This is a genomic window from Pseudomonas agarici (assembly GCF_900109755.1).
Lineage (GTDB): Bacteria > Pseudomonadota > Gammaproteobacteria > Pseudomonadales > Pseudomonadaceae > Aquipseudomonas > Aquipseudomonas agarici.
Map to the genome: position 1 here is coordinate 148267 of NZ_FOAR01000011.1, position 17068 is coordinate 165334.

Annotated in this window: 11 protein-coding genes and 1 rRNA gene; 3 read left to right on the forward strand and 9 right to left on the reverse strand. The window is 61.6% G+C overall.

Annotated elements, in window-relative coordinates:
• Positions 1-151: 151 nt before the first annotated feature.
• On the reverse strand, positions 152-1039 hold the full coding sequence (mmsB, locus tag BMX68_RS12685) for a 3-hydroxyisobutyrate dehydrogenase (RefSeq protein ID WP_017133219.1): 888 nt from the start codon (positions 1037-1039) through the stop codon (positions 152-154).
• Between the two features lie 14 nt (positions 1040-1053).
• Positions 1054-2577 carry a CoA-acylating methylmalonate-semialdehyde dehydrogenase gene (locus tag BMX68_RS12690; protein ID WP_017133220.1) on the reverse strand — a complete coding sequence of 508 codons (1524 nt, stop codon included), beginning with the start codon at positions 2575-2577 and terminating at the stop codon, positions 1054-1056.
• Positions 2578-2724: 147 nt separating this feature from the next.
• Here BMX68_RS12690 and BMX68_RS12695 point away from each other — a divergent pair, with 147 nt between their 5' ends.
• From BMX68_RS12695 to BMX68_RS12705, 3 genes are all read left to right on the forward strand, one after another.
• Entirely contained in the window at positions 2725-3669 is a 945-nt protein-coding gene (locus tag BMX68_RS12695) for a LysR family transcriptional regulator (protein ID WP_017133221.1), read from the forward strand.
• A gap of 253 nt (positions 3670-3922) precedes the next feature.
• Entirely contained in the window at positions 3923-4120 is a 198-nt protein-coding gene (locus tag BMX68_RS12700; RefSeq protein ID WP_017133222.1) for a type II toxin-antitoxin system RelE/ParE family toxin, read from the forward strand.
• Complete coding sequence (locus BMX68_RS12705) at positions 4117-4410, forward strand: addiction module antidote protein (protein WP_017133223.1); 294 nt, start codon at positions 4117-4119, stop codon at positions 4408-4410. Before BMX68_RS12700 ends, BMX68_RS12705 begins: the two co-directional genes overlap by 4 nt.
• A 441-nt stretch (positions 4411-4851) precedes the next feature.
• Here the strand turns inward: BMX68_RS12705 and yfiB are convergent, their stop codons facing one another.
• The 7 genes from yfiB to rrf form a co-directional block, all read right to left on the reverse strand.
• Positions 4852-5355: an outer membrane lipoprotein YfiB gene (yfiB, locus tag BMX68_RS12715; protein WP_482211624.1), complete on the reverse strand. Its 504-nt coding sequence runs from the start codon at positions 5353-5355 to the stop codon at positions 4852-4854.
• A gap of 4 nt (positions 5356-5359) precedes the next feature.
• Positions 5360-6631, reverse strand: coding sequence for a diguanylate cyclase DgcN/YfiN (dgcN, locus tag BMX68_RS12720; RefSeq protein ID WP_017133225.1), 1272 nt, complete (start codon positions 6629-6631; stop codon positions 5360-5362).
• Positions 6628-7149 carry a regulatory sequestration protein YfiR gene (gene yfiR, locus BMX68_RS12725; RefSeq protein ID WP_017133226.1) on the reverse strand — a complete coding sequence of 174 codons (522 nt, stop codon included), beginning with the start codon at positions 7147-7149 and terminating at the stop codon, positions 6628-6630. The genes dgcN and yfiR overlap by 4 nt, the downstream gene beginning before the upstream one ends.
• A 262-nt stretch (positions 7150-7411) precedes the next feature.
• On the reverse strand, positions 7412-9499 hold the full coding sequence (gene recD / locus BMX68_RS12730; RefSeq protein WP_017133227.1) for an exodeoxyribonuclease V subunit alpha: 2088 nt from the start codon (positions 9497-9499) through the stop codon (positions 7412-7414).
• Positions 9496-13191, reverse strand: a complete 3696-nt coding sequence (recB, locus tag BMX68_RS12735) for an exodeoxyribonuclease V subunit beta (protein WP_017133228.1) — start codon at positions 13189-13191, stop codon at positions 9496-9498. Before recB ends, recD begins: the two co-directional genes overlap by 4 nt.
• Complete coding sequence (gene recC, locus BMX68_RS12740; RefSeq protein WP_026013316.1) at positions 13188-16646, reverse strand: exodeoxyribonuclease V subunit gamma; 3459 nt, start codon at positions 16644-16646, stop codon at positions 13188-13190. The genes recB and recC overlap by 4 nt, the downstream gene beginning before the upstream one ends.
• Positions 16647-16767: 121 nt before the next feature.
• Positions 16768-16883 (reverse strand): 5S ribosomal RNA (rrf, locus tag BMX68_RS12745).
• Positions 16884-17068: the final 185 nt, after the last annotated feature.

Consider the following 17068-nt stretch of genomic DNA (forward strand, 5'->3'; position numbering starts at 1 on the left):
GGCACGCTACATTGATCAGGCGGTCCAGCAGAAGTGATAGTACGTGACGCGCTCATTACGTCGGGTGTTGAGCGGACAACCTTTGAGCGCAGCGTTTATTTCATCCACGGAAAAACCAAAGGCCCGCCCGACGCGAGCCTTCGAAAAAACGTTACTCGGGCTTGCGATAACTATTGATGATCGCCGAGAAGTCCTTGCCACCCTCCCCGCGCAAACTCATGGCCTGGTACAACTGCTGCGCCACGGCACCCAGTACCACCGGTTGGTGGACCTGTCGTGCGGCCTCGGTGGCGAGCCCCAAGTCCTTGAGCATTAACTCGGCACCAAAACCCCCGGTATAACCCCGCGAAGCCGGCGCCGTATCGATGATCCCTGGCCATGGGTTGTAGGTATCGGAACTCCAGCAGCGCCCGGTGGAGCTGTTGATCACACCGGCCAGCACCTGGGTGTCGATCCCCAACGCGGCGCCCAGGGCCATGGCTTCGCTGACACCGACCATGGAAATGCCCAGCAGCAGATTATTGCAGATCTTGGCGATCTGCCCGGTGCCGACTTCGCCACAATGAACGATATTGCGCCCCATTTGTGCCAGCACCGGTTGTAGGGTCGCGAACAGTTCCTTCGATGCACCGACCATGAAAGTCAGGGTACCGGCTGCGGCACCGCCGGTACCGCCGGACACCGGCGCATCGGCCATGGCCACACCTTGTTTCGCGGCGACGGCGGCGACATCCTTGGCGGTCTGCGGGTCGATGGTGCTGCAGTCCAGCGCCGGTACACCACTGGCGATACCCGCCAGGATACCGTCTTCGCTCAGCCAGACACTGCGCACATGGGTGGCGGCCGGGAGCATGGTGATCACTAGCTCGCTGCCCTGTGCCGCGATTTTCGGCGATTGGCTGATTGTCCCGCCCAAGGCCGCCAGTTCCTCCAACACGGTCTTGTTCAGGTCGAACAGGTTAAGGCTGTGCCCGGCCTTGATCAGGTTGCGCGCCATCGGCGCGCCCATGTTGCCCAGCCCGATAAATGCGATCTTCATGGCCTGTCCCTTCTTCAGCGCAGATTGATGGTGGTGTTCACACCGTGATTAGCGGTGTCATCGTCGAACCAGCGACTGGTGACTGTCTTGGTCTGAGTGTAGAACTGCACCACCTGCTTGCCGTAAGGGCCCAGATCGCCGAGTTTGGAACCGCGTGAACCGGTGAAACTGAAGAACGGCACCGGCACCGGAATCGGGATATTGATTCCTACCTGGCCGACGTCGATTTCGCTCTGGAACTTGCGCGCCGACGCACCGCTCTGGGTAAACAGGCCGGTGCCGTTGCCGAACGGATTCGCATTGACCAGGGCAATCGCCTCATCGAGGGTGGCGACTTCCAGCACTACCAATACCGGACCGAAAATTTCCTGGGTGTAGATCTGCATCTCGGTGGTTACCCCGGAAAACAGGGTCGGACCGACGAAGTTACCGTGCTCGAAGCCCGGCACCCGGATATCGCGACCATCCAGCTCCAACCGGGCACCTTCCTTGATCCCGCTTTCGATCAGGCCCAGCACGCGCGCTTTCGCCTTCTTGGAAATCAGCGGACCGACATCGGTGCCCGGCTCGCTACCGGCGTTGACCTTGAGCTTCTGCGCCAGGGCCTTAAGGTCCGGCAGCCATTGTTTCGCCGCGCCCACCAGCACCACCACAGAGGTGGCCATGCAGCGTTGGCCGGCAGCGCCGAAACCGGCACCGACCAAAGCGTTGAGGGTCTGTTCGCGGTTGGCATCGGGCAGCACCACCACATGGTTCTTCGCGCCCATCATCGACTGCACGCGCTTGCCGTGGCGACCGGCGAGGTCGTACACATGAGTACCGACCGCGGTCGAACCGACAAAGGACACCGCCTTGATGTCATTGTGGGTGCACAGCGTATCGACCACATCCTTGCCGCCGTGCACCACGTTCAGCACTCCTGGCGGTATTCCGGCTTCCAGCGCCAGTTCCACTAGCAGCAACGTCGACAGGGGGTCCTGCTCAGAGGGTTTGAGCACGAAAGTGTTGCCGCAGGCAATCGCCATCGGGAACATCCACAGCGGAATCATCGCCGGGAAGTTGAACGGGGTAATCCCGGCGCAGACGCCGATGGGTTGGCGCAGGGTGTAGGTGTCGACACCGCCAGCGACGTTCTCGGCGAACTCGCCCATTTGTAGGGTGCCGATGGAACAGGCGTGTTCCACCACTTCCAGGCCGCGAAAAATATCGCCCTCGGCGTCGGCGATGGTTTTGCCCTGCTCGGCGCTGAGGACCATGGCGATACGCTTGGCGTGTTCGCGGATCAGTGCCTGCAACTTGAGCATGATGCGCATACGGGCACCGATCGGAGTCAGCTTCCAGGTCTGAAAGGCCCGCTGCGCGGCGGCAATGGCGGCCTCGACTTCATCGACGGTGGCGAACGGGACCTTGGCCAGGACTTCCTGGGTCGCCGGATTGACAATGTCATGCCATTCACTGGTTTTGGATTCGACCCACTCGCCATCGATCAGCAATCTAGCGGTCTTGAGAGTAGCGTCAGGCTTGAGAGAAACGTTCATGGAAGTCTCCTGAATGATTATTGTAGGGACGAATCCTGGGAGCGTGTCCGACGCGGGCACGGCAGCACCCGAACATGGTGACCGGACTGTTTTTGGAGTATAGGTGTGCATTCCTCTAATAAAAACGCACATAAAAACCGGATCAACATGCAAAAAAACATCACGTTGGGTTCATTGAACTGGGACGACCTGAAGTTTTTCCTCGAGGTCGCTCGAACCCGCAAGGCCAGCAGCGCGGCTAAGCGCCTGGCGGTGGACTACACCACGGTGTCGCGGCGCATCGGCTCGTTGGAGGTGGCACTCAGCACCTTACTGTTCGAGAAATCGCGGACCAACGGTTTTGTCCTGACCGCCGAAGGCCAGCGCCTGCTGGGCTACGCCGAGTCCATCGAAAGCACCTTGCACATGGCCTGCGAGCAGGTTTCCGGTTCCGGCGTGGCGCTTTCAGGGCATGTGCGCATGGGCTGTACCGAAGGCTTCGGCAGCTTTTTCATCACCCCACAACTGAGTCATTTCGTCGAAGCTTACCCGGCGATTTCCGTCGACATCCTGCCGCTGCCCCACTTCATCAGCCTGTCCAAGCGCGAGGCGGATATCGTCATTGCGTTGGAGCGCCCGGAGCACGGGCCATACGTCTGCTGCAAACTCTGCGACTACCGCTTGCAGCTATACGCGACCCGGGAATACCTCGACCAGCACCCGGCGATCCGCCGCGCCAGCGACCTGGGGCGGCATCGTTTTGTCAGTTATGTCGACGACCTGGCCTTCAGCAACGAGTTGCTGTACCTGGCGAATGTCCTGCCCAGTGCCGCCGCCAGCCTGCGCAGCACCAGCGTGATCGCCCAATTTGTCGCGGCGCAGCAGGGCCACGCCCTGGCGATCCTGCCATGCTTCCTGGCGGCCCAGGACCCACGCCTGCTACCGGTGCTGCCCGATGAGGTGAGTGTCACCCGGCAGTTCTGGATGTACTGCCGCGAGGACCTGCGCAAGCTCAAGCGGATCACCCTGCTGTGGGATTACATCAGGGAGGTGACCGAGCTGAATCACCCGTTGTTGCTGGGCGAAACGCGGGAGCTGCGGTTTGCGGATTGAGTGTCTACAAAGGATAACCTAGTGGCCTGTGTGGCAATGGCTTGTGACATCACTTGTAATAATCGAAATGATCCTCGGACTAAATAGGAATCGTTGCGTGGCGAGTGTTACTCGAGATCGACTTTTCTGACGACATGTCAGTGACCTCCTTTTAACCTGGTAGGGGGTCTAAAGCCAGAATCGCCGAAAATTCCGTTGCCCCATAAGGCTAAACCATGTTGCGCAAATGTAATTTATAAACTACATTACGCCTATGAAAACGATCAAGCAAACCGCCACGTTCTTGACCTGGGAGCGCAAGCTTAAGGACCATCGCGCTAAGGCGATTATTGCGGCTCGAGTTTTCCGAGTTGCCAACGGTCTGTTGCTATGCGGCGGCGACAAAGGCAGTCAAACCCGCGATATTGAAACCGCCAAGTTACTAGCTAGTCAGTGGGGTGAAGATGAATGAAAGAGCCAATCTATGATTACGATCCAGCGGTAGCACTGACCGACCCTGAATCCATTGCAGTCTTTCTGACTGATGCTTTCGAGACCGCAGACGCGGCCTTTATCGCCCAGGCGCTAGGGGTGGTCGCCCGTGCTAAAGGCATGACGGAACTTGCAAAAGAGTCCGGGCTATCGCGCGAACAGCTTTACCGCTCGTTCAGCGCAAAGGGTAATCCGACTTTGAAAACCATGTTGGCTGTAATGCGCGCTATGGGCCTCGATCTAACAGCCCGGCAGCATGTACACCCTTAACAACAGATATTGTGGAGTTGAGAATATGGATAGCAACGAGGCTTACCACATGATGATTGTCGGTAACAAAACAACGACGTTTCTGAGGGCCTAGCCGATGCAACCGGCGTTGTTCTGACTATTCGGCAACTCCAGAGCTTTTGCAAGGTCACGGCAGCTCAAGGCCTCGTTTAGCGAAAGTGGCGGTTGCTACGGCGGTCGTCCGCTGCGTAAAGCCCCGCACGTCAGAGGGATGGAGATAGGTCTTTATAAAGTCCGCTGTTTGATGCGAACCAACGGCTTGCGCTCGGCCTGCAAACGCAAACTTGTGCATACAACCGATAGTCATCAGGACTTGCCGATTGCCGAGAATGTATTGAATCGCCAGTTCGAGCCCGAGACGGTGAACAAGGCATGGGTGGCAGACGTGACCTCCATCCGAACCCGCGGTTACTGGGACACTCAGTCAACAATCACCACGATCGACACCCGGCGATTCTCCGTGCGCCCGGCCGCCGTATCGTTGAAGGCCACCGGCTGGCGGCTGCCCAGGCCACGAGTCTCGATGTTTTCCTGCTTCATGCCAGTCTGCGCCAACACTGTCGCCACGCTGTTGGCGCGCCGCACGGAGAGCTGTTGGTTGTAGGCCTCCTGGCCCGACGCATCGGTGTGACCGTCAATTCGCACACGCTGGATATCCACGCTGATCAAAGCCTTGGCGATGCGTTCGACGATATCGTGGCTTTCCCGGTTCAGCACTCCCAAGTCACGGCCAAACAACACCTTGCCCGACAGGCCGAAGGCCCAGCCTTCATCCGTCAGTTCAAAACCCTGCAGCTTGAGAACGGCAATCTGCGCCGGGTTCGGGCCTTTTTGCGGGGCGGTCTGGCAGCCGGCCAGAGCCAGCAATGCGGTGAACAGGACCATGCCGAAAAATCGTAGAGAACATTGGATCAATGTGGACAACGGTTCAACTCCTGACCGGTACAGAGGCTACGGGGTGCTCCGACTCCGCAGTGTGTTGACCACCTCGGGAAAGGCGCTTTGCCTGGTACATCGCGGCGTCGGCGGCATTGAGCAAAGTACCGGGCGTGGCACCATGCTCGGGATAGACGGCGATGCCAATACTGAGGGAGCTAAAGATTTGCGCCTGGCCAGGCACCGCAATCGGTATTTCCATGCTGGCGATGATCTTGTCGGCAATCCGCTCAGCGTCTTCGATCTTGTGCAGCGGCGTCAGCAGCACGGCGAATTCGTCACCGCCCAGACGGGCCACCAGGTCCTCCTCGCGCAACTGCGCACGTACCCGTGTGGCTACGGCCACCAGCACCGCGTCGCCCGCCGCATGGCCGAAGTTGTCGTTGATTTCCTTGAAACGGTCGCTGTCGAGAAAGAGTACGCCGACCCGTTCGCCCTGCTTGGCACCATTGCGTAAGGCGCGCATTAGCCGCCCCTCGAAAAACGCCCGGTTGGGCAGGCCGGTCAGGCTGTCATGGCTGGCTTGATGCGCGAGGGATTCGTTCTCACTCTGGATGTGGGTTTGCCACGCTTCCAGTTCATCGAGCAAGGCATTGAAGTCGGTGCCGAGGTTGTCCAGCTCGGCAATCTGCGCCGGCGGCACGCGGCGGTCGAAGGCCCGCTCGCTACGAGCCGCGTGGGCCACTTCCGCCAGGCTGCGCAGTGGCTCGGTGATCCCGCGCAACAGCCGACGTGCCAGATACAGCCCCAGCCAGCCGGCCAACACACTACAGACCAGAATTCCCGCCAGGCCGCTGAGCAAGAAACGCAGGAGACTGCCACCATGACCGGTCAGGCGTACAACGCCGATCTCGCGGTCCCGGTGCAAGATCGGCAGCTCGATAGGTTGTTCGAGCAGGCTGCTAGCCAACTGCATTTCCACCCGCGACATCAGGCCGGTCTCCGGTCGCCGCCAATGGGCCAGGCTCTGGCCACTAACGGTGAATACCTGGGCATCGGCCACTTCTTCGGTCATGGCGATCACGTCGAGGGCTTCGGCTGCGGCGCTACTGTCGTTGAACACCACCGCCGCTTCGACGGTGTAGCTGATAGAGCGGGCGATCAGGTGCAGGTTATGGTCGGCATAGACTCTTAGCGCCAGCACACCGAGAAAGGTCAGGGATACGCTGACCAAGCCGACTGCCGCCAGCGCGGCCATCAGGTGCCCACTCCCCACCACCGAACGTAGGCTGCGGCGGCTTTCAGGTTCGTGCAGGCCGATCATGGCTGCACGGCCCGGCGGCGGAATAGTTGCAGGACGCTGGGATGAATGCGTACACCGCTGCGGGCCACTGAGTCCAGGTTGACCTCGAACGACACCTGGTTGTCCGCCACGCGCAGGCAGAACAGGCTACCGACCGTGCATTGATCGCCGCCTTCGCTGATGCTCAGCACGACATGGCCATCGAGGGTGCTGAACAGGTGGTTGCGTTCGTCGCGGGTCAGTTTGCCGATATACACCGCGTCACAAGTGCTGGCGACGGCAATGCTATCAACCATCAAGCGCCGAACCAGCACCGGTCGGCCAGTGACCTGAGTGGTGCCCTTGATCAGGTCGTCGGTGTATTCGGTGGGGCCAATGATGCATAACTGCAGTTGCGCGGGCTCGACTGGCCAGCGCGCATAACTGAGGATGCCGAGCACCACCTGGGTCACGGCCTCGGCACGCCGGTCGGCGGTGCCAGACAAGACGGTGTCCTGGGCAATGCTCATGTGCGAGAACAACCAGAGCACGGCGGACATTCCTAACTGTTTCCAACCAAACAATCTTCCAGTCGCCCAGACCGCCAAGCCCATGCAGGAATTCTCTTAAAACAACGTAGGAATAAAGCCGCAACGATAGCATATCACTGGCTAACCAGCGTTAAACCGAAGCAGTAGATCGCAGGCTAACGGGTTCATAAACCTCTGAAATATGGATTTGAGGGCATCTATTCTTCTCTATGTCCGTGGGCTGTCACGCCCCGGCGCCACGGATGCCCCTGCGAACTAATCGCTTGTACAGTTACCCCAGCTCAAGCATCAACCCGCTCAACCGTTTGACCTTGCGCCGCACCGCCTCCTCGAACACACCATCACGGGATTCGATCAGGCTGAACCAGCCCTTGGCCCGGGTGATTCCGGTGTAGATCAGCTCCTTGGTCAGCACAGGGTTCAGCACCTGCGGCAGGATCAGGGCGGTATGCGCGAACTCCGAGCCCTGGGATTTGTGCACAGTCATGGCGTAGACGGTTTCCACGTCGTTCAGCCGGCTCGGCAGGACAAAACGCACTCCGCCCCGGCCATCGTTACGCGGGAACGCTACGCGCAGCACTTGCTGGCCTGCCGTCGGCCCCCCGCGCTCCGGCAGGCGCAAGGCGATGCCAATATCGCCGTTCATCAAGCCCAGGCCGTAGTCGTTGCGGGTCATCAGCACCGGTCTACCTTCGTACCAGTGCTGGTCGCTGTCGATCAGGCGTCGGGCGAACAGCGCGCCAGTGATGCGCTGATTCAGGCTTTCGACCCCCCAAGGTCCCTTGCGCACGGCGCAGAGCAACTGGAACTCGTCGAAGGATTGCAACACGGCGCTGGCCCACTCCGACCAACACGGGTCATCAAGATCGACCCCCGCCACCGGGCGTTGACCGTGCATCACCCCGAGGTAGTGCCGATAGCCCTTGCGTTCGACACCTTGGCCGTCGAGCACCAGCGTCTCGAACTTGCGGTCCTGCTCGCCCTTGAGAGCCAATGCAAACAGATCGTCATGACTGCCCGCCGCCAACAAGGCCCGGGCCTCATCAGCCGCCTGCTGGTTGACCAGACGCGACAACTGGCCGATGCCACTGCCTTCACCAAAGCGCCGCGAGTGGCGCAACATCACCACTTGCTGGGCCAACGGATGGGAGTGATCGAGGTCTTCGCGCAAGCCACTGCCGCTCAGGTCCTCGCCGCTGACCGCTTGCAGCCAATGGCGGGTCTGCGCGCCGTACCAGCCCTCTTCAGCATCGCGGCACAGGTCGCCGAGCACCGCACCCGCTTCTACCGAGGCCAATTGGTCCTTGTCCCCCAGCAGCACTAGCCGCGCATGCTCCGGCAAGGCGTCCAGTAGATTAGCCATCATTTCCAGGTCGATCATCGAGGCTTCATCCACCACCAACACATCCAACGGCAGGCGATTGCCAGCGTGATGGCGAAAGTGCCGGGTACCGGGACGACTGCCCAGCAGCCGGTGCACGGTGGTCACTTCGCTGGGGATTCGGGCACGCACCGCTTCATCGACGCGCAACGAACGCACCTGGGCACTGATGGACTCGGTCAGGCGCGCCGCCGCTTTGCCGGTCGGCGCGGCGAGGCGAATGCGCAGCGGTTTCCCGGCCTCTACCGCCGGGGCTTGAAGCAACGCCAGCAGACGCACCACGGTGGTGGTCTTGCCGGTGCCGGGACCGCCAGTGATGATGCTGAAGGCGCCACGGGTTGCCAGGGCGCAGGCCAACTTCTGCCAGTCGATGCGCTCGCTTGCGCCTGCCGCGCCGAACAGTTCACTCAGGCGCCGGTGTAGATCGTCGGGCGTTGCTTCGTGTTCGGCGAGGCGCTGGCGCAAGGCGTTGTCGATACGCCGCTCATAGCTCCAATAACGTCGCAGGTACAGGCGTCGGCCACTCAAGACCAGTGGCCGCTGCCCGGTCTCGACGCCATGATCGGCGGCCAACGCCACCAACGGGCTGGCCTGCAAGGCCCGGCACCAGGCTTCACCGTCCAGGGCCTCCAGCAGTTGCGACGGCAGTAGCATCGCACCACTCTGCACATCGCCTTCCGGGGGTAATGATAGGGCGAAGTCCGGCTCTTTCAGGGTTTCGAACAGATCGAGGCAAACATGTCCGTGGCCGAGTTGGTGGCTGGTCAGGGCTGCCGCCAGTAGCACTAGCGGCTCACCACTCGGATCGAGCTCATGGAGAAAGGCTACGAAGGCCTTGTCCAGTGCTCGTACCCAGCCCCGTTCGAGCCAGCGTTCGAGCAACAGCAGCAGGTCTTCCACGCGGCTCAGTGGCGCCAGTTCGGCCAGGCTGGCATCGCTCAGCGCCGTCGGCAGCAATTGGGCAAAAGTACGTTTCATAGCAGACTCCCCTGCTCCCAGGCGGGCTCGGATTTCGCGACGGGTTTGCCCTGAAACAACAGGTCCAGGTGCTCGATCAGCTCCCGCGGTGGCCGGACGAAATACGCGCCCTGACTCGGCGAGCGGCTGCCGCGCAAGAACAGATAGAGCGCGCCGCCCATATGCCGGTCATAGTCATAATCGACGAGACGAGCCTTGAGCTGGCGATGCAGGGCCAGCAGGTAGAGCACGTATTGCAGGTCGTAGCGGTTTTCCAGGATCGACGCGGCCATGGCGCGCTCGGTATAGGCGGCGTCGTCGGCGCCCAGCCAGTTAGACTTGTAGTCGGCCACGTAATAACGCCCCTGGTGCTCGAAGGTCAGGTCGATAAAGCCCTTGAACATGCCGTTGAGCAACACCGGCTCCGCCGCCGCCCGCGTCACGCCGCCGTGGGTGTGGCGACGCACCAGTTCGTCGACCTGATGCACATCGACCTTGTGGCTGGCGAACCAGAACTCCATCTCGACCTGATAGTTGTCCAGGTCCCAGAGAACCACCGCAGGCTGGTCGTTACCGAGGCGAAACGGCACTTGCAGCAGATGTGCAAGCCAATCGACGAGGGTCTCGATCCAGCCTTTCCAGCCCCGCAGGTTGCAGCGTGGCGCCAGTGCTTTTTCGATAACCCCACGATCAGCCGTGAAGCGCTCGCTGCCGGCCCACTCCAGCAAGCCATGGAGAAAAGTGCCGGGATTCGGACCACGGGGGAAACGATGGATATCGCCGCCGCCGGTGGCAACTTCGCGGGGAGCATCCGGGTCCAGGTGCTCATCGTCGAAGAGTTTCTGTGCCTGGGGGCTTTCCGGCGCTTCGTCGCGCTCGGCACTGAACTGATTGCCGATGCGCAGGGCACTGTAGGAGGCAATCCACCAATGCTCCGAGGCACGACGTTTGGGCAGCAGGGGCTCGCGCAAGTTCGCCGGGTTGCGCGGCGGCTGGAACGGCGCATCGGTGGCAACGGGTAGTTGCTCGCAGGCCAGGCTCGGACAGTCCTGGCGCAACGCCTCCAACCAGCGAACCAGGCCAGTGGACTCGCCCAGTACGTCGCCGCCGCCCAGCAGATAACCGAGGGCCGACAGGTGCAGCACCGAGCTGTTGTTATTGCCTCGCTTCAAGTCGGCAACACCCAGCCAACAAACGTGCTGCGCCCGGGTCAGGGCCACGTAGAGCAGGCGCAGATCCTCGGCCAGGCGCTCGTCGTCGGCCTGGGCGATCAGTTCGGCGGTAGGCTTGAGGCTGACCTGGGCCCGCCCCTCGCCGTCGTGGTAATGCAGCGGCAGCCGGCTACCGTCCACCGGTTTGACCGAACAGATAAAGGGCAGGAACACCAAGGGGTATTCCAGGCCCTTGGACTTGTGGATAGTCACCACCTTGACCAGTTGCTCGTCGCTTTCCAGACGCAGAATCTGCTCTTCGCCGGCCGGGCCGGACAGTGCCAGGTGGTCGCTCAGATGACGGATCAGCGCCTGCTCGCCATCCAGCTCGCCAGCGGCCTGTTGCAGCAACTCGGACAGATGCAACAGATTGGTCAGCACCCGCTCGCCATCGCTGCGGGCAATCAGTGCCTTGGGCAATTGAAAGTCATGGAACAAACGACGCAACATCGGCAGCACACCCTGGGTCCGCCACAGCGTTCGATAACCGCGAAACTGCATGACCCGCGCTTCCCAGGCCAGTTCGTCCTGGTTCAGTCGCTCCAGCTCGGCCAATGGCAGGTTCAAGGTGATACAGGCCAGTGCCGCCCGTAGCGAACGTTCGACATCCGGCTCGGCGCAGGCCCTGAGCCAGGCCAGCAGGTCGTGGGCTTCTTGGGCGGCGAAGACCGAGTCCTTATCCGACAGGTAGACACTGCGCACACCGCGAGCGGCAAGTTCGCCGCGCACCGCCTGCGCTTCCTTGCCGTCACGGACCAGGATGGCGATATCGGATGGCAACACGCCCTTGAACTCGCCATCACGGTTGAAGCCGATGCGGCCCTGTTGCCCACCATTGAGCAGACCGACGATTTCACTGGCACAAGTCGCCGCCAGTTGTTGGCGATAGGCCGCGCCAGATACCGGCTGCTCGGAGGCCAGGTGCCAGAGATGCAGTGCCGGCGGTGGCTGCCCATCGATCTCGAATACGTCCTTGCGGCCTTGGGCGGCCACCGACAGGAACGGCACCGGGTTCTGCTCGCCGTCGCGAAACAGGAACGCAGCGCGTCCCCGCTCACGCTGCTCGGCCCGCGCGAAAACATGGTTGACCGAATCGACCATCGCCTGGCTGGAGCGGAAGTTGGTGCCCAAGGTATGCAGGCGACCGCGAGTGGCGAGGCGGGCGCGCAGGTAGGTGTAGATATCGGCGCCACGGAAGGCGTAGATCGCCTGCTTGGGGTCGCCGATAAGAAACAGGCCAGCGTCGGGGTGGTTGTCTTCGATGCGATAGATGCTTTCGAAGATCCGGTACTGCACGGGATCGGTGTCCTGGAACTCGTCGATCAGGGCCACCGGGAACTGTTCGCGGATCAGGTTCGCCAAACGTTCGCCGCCTTCGGCCTGCAACGCGGCGTCGAGACGCAGCAGCATATCGTCGAAACCCATTTCGGCGCGGCGGCGCTTCTCGTCCTCGAAACGGGCACCGACCCAACAGGCAGCATGTTCCAGCACGGCGGCGTCGGGAGTCGGCAAGGCCTCGAGACGGGCTTGCAGACCGGACATGGCGTCAAGGCCGGGATGCCGTGGGGCTTCGCCTTTCCAGGCTTCGGCCAGGCCATCGGCGGTCAGGCGACTGAAGCCAGTGCCGATGTCCAGTTGTTCCAGGGTTTCGTCTTCGGCCCAGGCGCTGAGCTTGTCGAACCAAGGTTCGAAGTAGCGCGCCTGCATCTTGCGACCATCAACCGTTTTGTTCGCCACGCCTTGCCGGCAGATCTCGCGCAATTGCGCGGCCCATTGTTTCCACGGTGCCTTGAGCTGCACCAAAGCGGCGCGACGTTCCTCCAGGCAGGCATCGATCAGTTCGCCAGGCTCGGGGTCATCCTGTCGTGCACTGGTGGATCTTTCCCTACCAAGCAGGGCCCTGACCCTGGGCAACAAGGCCACCGGGCCGACCCAGTTGGCGCGTACCCAGTTCAGCGCCTCGCCCTGCATCTTGTAGCAATAGAGCCGCCAGTAATCGCGCAGCACTTCGCCGAGCAGGTCGCTGTGGTCGGTTTCCAGGGTCTGGGTAAACAGGCTGCCGCTGTCGAAGGCATGTTCGCGCAGCATGCGCTGGCACCAGCCGTGAATAGTCGAGACGGCCGCTTCGTCCATCCATTGTGCGGCGATGTCCAGACGGTTGGCACAGGCGGGCCATTGCTCGGTTGGGTATTGAGCGCGCAATTGCCCGATCAGATCGTCCGGTGCCGGCGTCTCGTCACGGAAGAACCGCGCAGCTTCGGCGAGGCGGGTGCGGATGCGGTCGCGCAGCTCCTGGGTGGCGGCATCGGTAAAGGTCACCACAAGGATTTGCGGTGGCAGCAGCTCGCGCCCGAAACCGGTCGCTTCGCCACCATGGCCGAGCACCAGCCGCAGGTACAGGGCGGAGATGGTAAAGGTCTTGCCGGTGCCGGCACTCGCCTCGATCAACTGGCTGCCGCGCAACGGAAAGGCCAGGGCCAGCGGCGTCTTGATAGCGGTCATGGGCGTGCCTCCTCGATCGCCAGCGAGCGCCAGGGCGCTTCGAGCAGTGGTCGATAGAGGGTCTCGCACCAACCTTCGAACTCCTCGCTGGCGATCAGTGCGTCGTAGTCGGCGAACTGCCGGGCCAGGGCGGCGCTTTCACGGCGCTCACCCGCGCTGTTGATACCGTCGCCGTCATAGACCTTACGCGCGGCGGCGTCGGCCTTGCGCGGGTCAGGCTGCGACAGCCAGGCGAAGGCGCTCTTCACCGCCACCGGCAGCGGGCGCCGCATGCCTGCCCGCCAAGCCAGCAAGAGCTCGCCGAGAATGGCTTCGGCCCGCTCCGCTTCGAACGGCGGCAACAGCAGGGTATCGTCACTGGCAACCAGAGCCGTGGTCATCGACAAATCACAGGCACAGGCCACCAGATGCTCGATCCAGGGCTTGGTCAGGCGGTGCCATTTGCGCGTCTTGAGCGAACCGATGCTGTTGGCAATGGTGGTAACGGCCAGGTAGCCGCCATCGCCGCGCTGGTGCAAACCGGCGAGCCAGCCTTCGAGGCGCACACCGCTGGTATCGACACTCACCGGTACCGAGCGGGTCACTGGACTCGGCCACAGCATCAGCAACTGTTGGTAGCGTTGCAGCAGCTCGGGCAGCGGCTCGATCAACTCGTGTTGCAGCAGTTCGCCGAAGCCAGCCATCGGCAGCAGGCCGCTGCCTTGCAGGCGCCGGGCTTGCCGCCACAGCGCCTGCTCGGGATGGTCCGCATGCATCAGGGCCGCGCCCAGCAGGCTGTCGCTGAGGTTGTAGCGTTGCAGCGCATCGAGGACAAAGGGCTCTTCGTCGGCCAGCGGTGCTTGGGCTGACTCGAAGAACACTTTCAAACGCTGGCTGAAGAAGTGTCGTACCGGGTTGCGCAGGAAGTCTTGCAGTTGCGCCAGGGTCAGCGGTTCTTCCTGGTGGTAGTCGGCCAGTTCGCCGATAGTCTGGCCGGGGCCTCGCGGCTCATGCAGCGGCTGCCATTCCCGGGCATAGCTGAACAGGCGGCTGTCGTCGTCGAGGAAATAGCGGGCACTGAACGGCTGCAGTGGGTGTTCCTGGGTCAGGGCCGCCAACAGATGCTCGCCGTTTGCGTCGGGCAGGCGCCAGCCGCTGGCGATATGGTCACGCAGTTGGCCGATCAGCACCGAGGCCGGGCGCTCGCTGTTATCGCGAATGCTGCGACCGATCCAACTGATATACAACTGTTCCCGGGCCGAGAGCAGGGCTTCGAGCAGCAGGTAACGATCGTCTTCGCGTCGCGACCGATCGCCGGGACGGTAGTCGCTGCCCATCAGGTCGAAATCCAGCGGCGGCTGGGCCCGAGGATAATCGCCGTCGTTCATACCGAGCAAGCAGACCAGCTTGAAGGGAATCGCTCGCATCGGCATCAGCGTGCAGAAGTTCACCGCGCCGGTGAGGAAACGCTGGGACAGGCGCCCCTGATCGAGGCCGGCCAGCCAGGCTTCGCGCACCACGGTCAGCGGCAGTTCCTCTCGTAGCTCAACGGCTTCGCAGGTTTCCAGCCAAGTGGCACGCAACTGTTCGAGCTGGATCAGGAGATAATCGTCATGCTCGGTGCCGGCCTGAAAGAATAACTGGATCAACGCCTGCAAGCGCTCACCCCACTGTTGTGGGCGAGCGGGTTCGGAGAATTCCCGGTGGGCGATTTCCAGGGCATCGAGCAGCGCGATCAACGGGCCGATCAACGCGGCATCGAGACCGCCAATCTCGTCGTAGGGTTCGATACCTTCGCAACCGTCGCCACTGCCGACCGCATAGCCCAGCAGCATGCGTCGCGAGCCGAAACGCCAACTGTTCTGTTCCAGCTCGCCGGGCAGACCGAGGTCGGCTCGTTGCCGGGCGTTCAACCCCCAGCGAATGCCGGCGCCTTCGATCCAGCGGTGCAGGGTCGGCAGGTCGCGCTCGTCGATATTGAAGCGGGCGCGCAAGGCGGGAACGTCCAGCAGATCGAGAATTTCGCTGACCGGGAAGCGACTATCCGGCAGTTTCAACAGATGCTCGACGGCAATCAGCAAAGGATCGCGACCGCGCTGGCCCTGGTCGGCCAGGGTGAACGGGATAAAGCGCGGGTCGTTGCGTTCGAGCTGGCCGAAGACCGCACGGATAAGCGGGGCGTAACTGTCGATATCCGGGACCATGACAATCACGTCACGAGGCCGCAGGTCGGGATTGGCGCTGAAGCGGTCGAGCAACTGGTCGTGGAGGATTTCCACTTCGCGCTGGGCGCTGTGAGCGATCTCAAAACGGATCGAGCGGTCCTGTCCGAGTTCGACGGCTGGCCACAGTTCGCGGGTTTCGCCCAGAGGACGCAGTTCGAGGATATCGTCCTGCAATTGGTTCAGCAGGGTCGTGGGCATGTTCTCGCTGAACAGGTCGATACGACCATCGCGAAAGGCCGCTCGGTAGCTGTTCGGATCATCGTAGCTGTCGAGCAAGTTGATGTAGTCGCGGCCCTGTTTGCCCCAGGCAGCCAGTAGCGGGTGTGCATGCTGATGCAATGTCTCGGGGTCAAGAGCGAGCGGCATGCTGGCTTTACGCGACTGACGCTTGTATTGGTTACGCAGCAGATCCTTGTCGGCGACGATATCAGCCCAGTGGTGACGACACGGGTTGTGGACGCAGAGCAGCACCTGACTGAAACGAGCCAGGCCGGCGAGGGCTTCGAGAGTCTGGGCCGGCAATGACGAAATGCCAAAGACGATAACCCGTGCAGGCAAGCCCGCCGGTGCGACTGTCAGGGTGTTGATGCGCTCGATAAAGCGCTGGTGTACACCCGCTCGACTCTGGGCCATTCCGGCGCTGCCAACATCCAGCAACAGTGCACGCCAGAGTTCGGCCTGCCAGCAGTTGGCCGGACTCAGCGGCTTGATTTCACCGCGACCACCGCGCAACTGGTGGCTCCCACGAGCCCAGTCCTCCAGCCAGTCGGCTCGATAGACCTGGTACTGGTCGAATAGGTCGGCCAAGCGCTCAGCCAACTGGTAGCGTTTGCGCAGGTCGCTGTCATGGGTCAGGAAACGTTGCAGTGGTTCGAAGTGCGGCTGATCAATCAGTTCCGGTAGCAGGCGCATCAGCCGCCAGGTCAGCGGGTCTTTGTCGAGCAGCGACTTGGCCGGGATCTCATCACGGCCCAGGACCATGCGGTAGAGCTGCCACATGAAGGTACCGGGCAATTGCACATCGATGGCGGCGGCGATGCCGCAGCCTCCCAAATCGTCGGCCTCGGCGTCTTCGGCCAGGGCCAGTTTCAGCCACTGGGCGATACCGTTGCTCTGGACCAGGGCGATTTCATTCTCAAGGGGACCCAAGGGGTAACGCCGCATCACGTTGATCACTAGGCTGCGCAGTTCTTCAGGGCTGTTGCTCTGGACAACCATGAAGGCAGGGTTGAGTGACGTCGCGTCCGGCATGCCGACTTCCTTGGAAAATTCAAAACGAAAGCGGGACTTTAGCACCTCTGGCCCGCTCAAAGTTTCGCGCATAAAAAACAAAACCCCTATCTGCTGAGCAGATAGGGGTTTCGGAATTCAATCTTGACGATGACCTACTCTCACATGGGGAAACCCCACACTACCATCGGCGATGCATCGTTTCACTGCTGAGTTCGGGATGGGATCAGGTGGTTCCAATGCTCTATGGTCGTCAAGAAATTCGGGTACCGAGTCGTGGCCATCGGCCGCGCTTCAGCAAATCGGGTATGTGATCAGGTATTTTCGATGCGAATCAGCACAAACTTTCGGTTCGTTTCGTCTTCACACCCCGCAATCTGCTCTCTGGCCCTCAGGCTCAAGTTCACAAATTGCTTGGGTGTTATAGGGTCAAGCCTCACGGG

Excerpts from the sequence above, each read along its gene's own strand:
- yfiR (WP_017133226.1), bottom strand. The coding sequence starts at position 7,149 with ATGTCCGCCGTGCTCTGGTTGTTCTCGCACATGAGCATTGCCCAGGAC.
- BMX68_RS12700 (WP_017133222.1), top strand. The coding sequence starts at position 3,923 with ATGAAAACGATCAAGCAAACCGCCACGTTCTTGACCTGGGAGCGCAAG.
- BMX68_RS12695 (WP_017133221.1), top strand. The coding sequence starts at position 2,725 with ATGCAAAAAAACATCACGTTGGGTTCATTGAACTGGGACGACCTGAAG.
- BMX68_RS12690 (WP_017133220.1), bottom strand. The coding sequence starts at position 2,577 with ATGAACGTTTCTCTCAAGCCTGACGCTACTCTCAAGACCGCTAGATTG.
- recD (WP_017133227.1), bottom strand. The coding sequence starts at position 9,499 with ATGAAACGTACTTTTGCCCAATTGCTGCCGACGGCGCTGAGCGATGCC.
- recB (WP_017133228.1), bottom strand. The coding sequence starts at position 13,191 with ATGACCGCTATCAAGACGCCGCTGGCCCTGGCCTTTCCGTTGCGCGGC.
- recC (WP_026013316.1), bottom strand. The coding sequence starts at position 16,646 with ATGCCGGACGCGACGTCACTCAACCCTGCCTTCATGGTTGTCCAGAGC.
- BMX68_RS12705 (WP_017133223.1), top strand. The coding sequence starts at position 4,117 with ATGAAAGAGCCAATCTATGATTACGATCCAGCGGTAGCACTGACCGAC.
- dgcN (WP_017133225.1), bottom strand. The coding sequence starts at position 6,631 with ATGATCGGCCTGCACGAACCTGAAAGCCGCCGCAGCCTACGTTCGGTG.
- mmsB (WP_017133219.1), bottom strand. The coding sequence starts at position 1,039 with ATGAAGATCGCATTTATCGGGCTGGGCAACATGGGCGCGCCGATGGCG.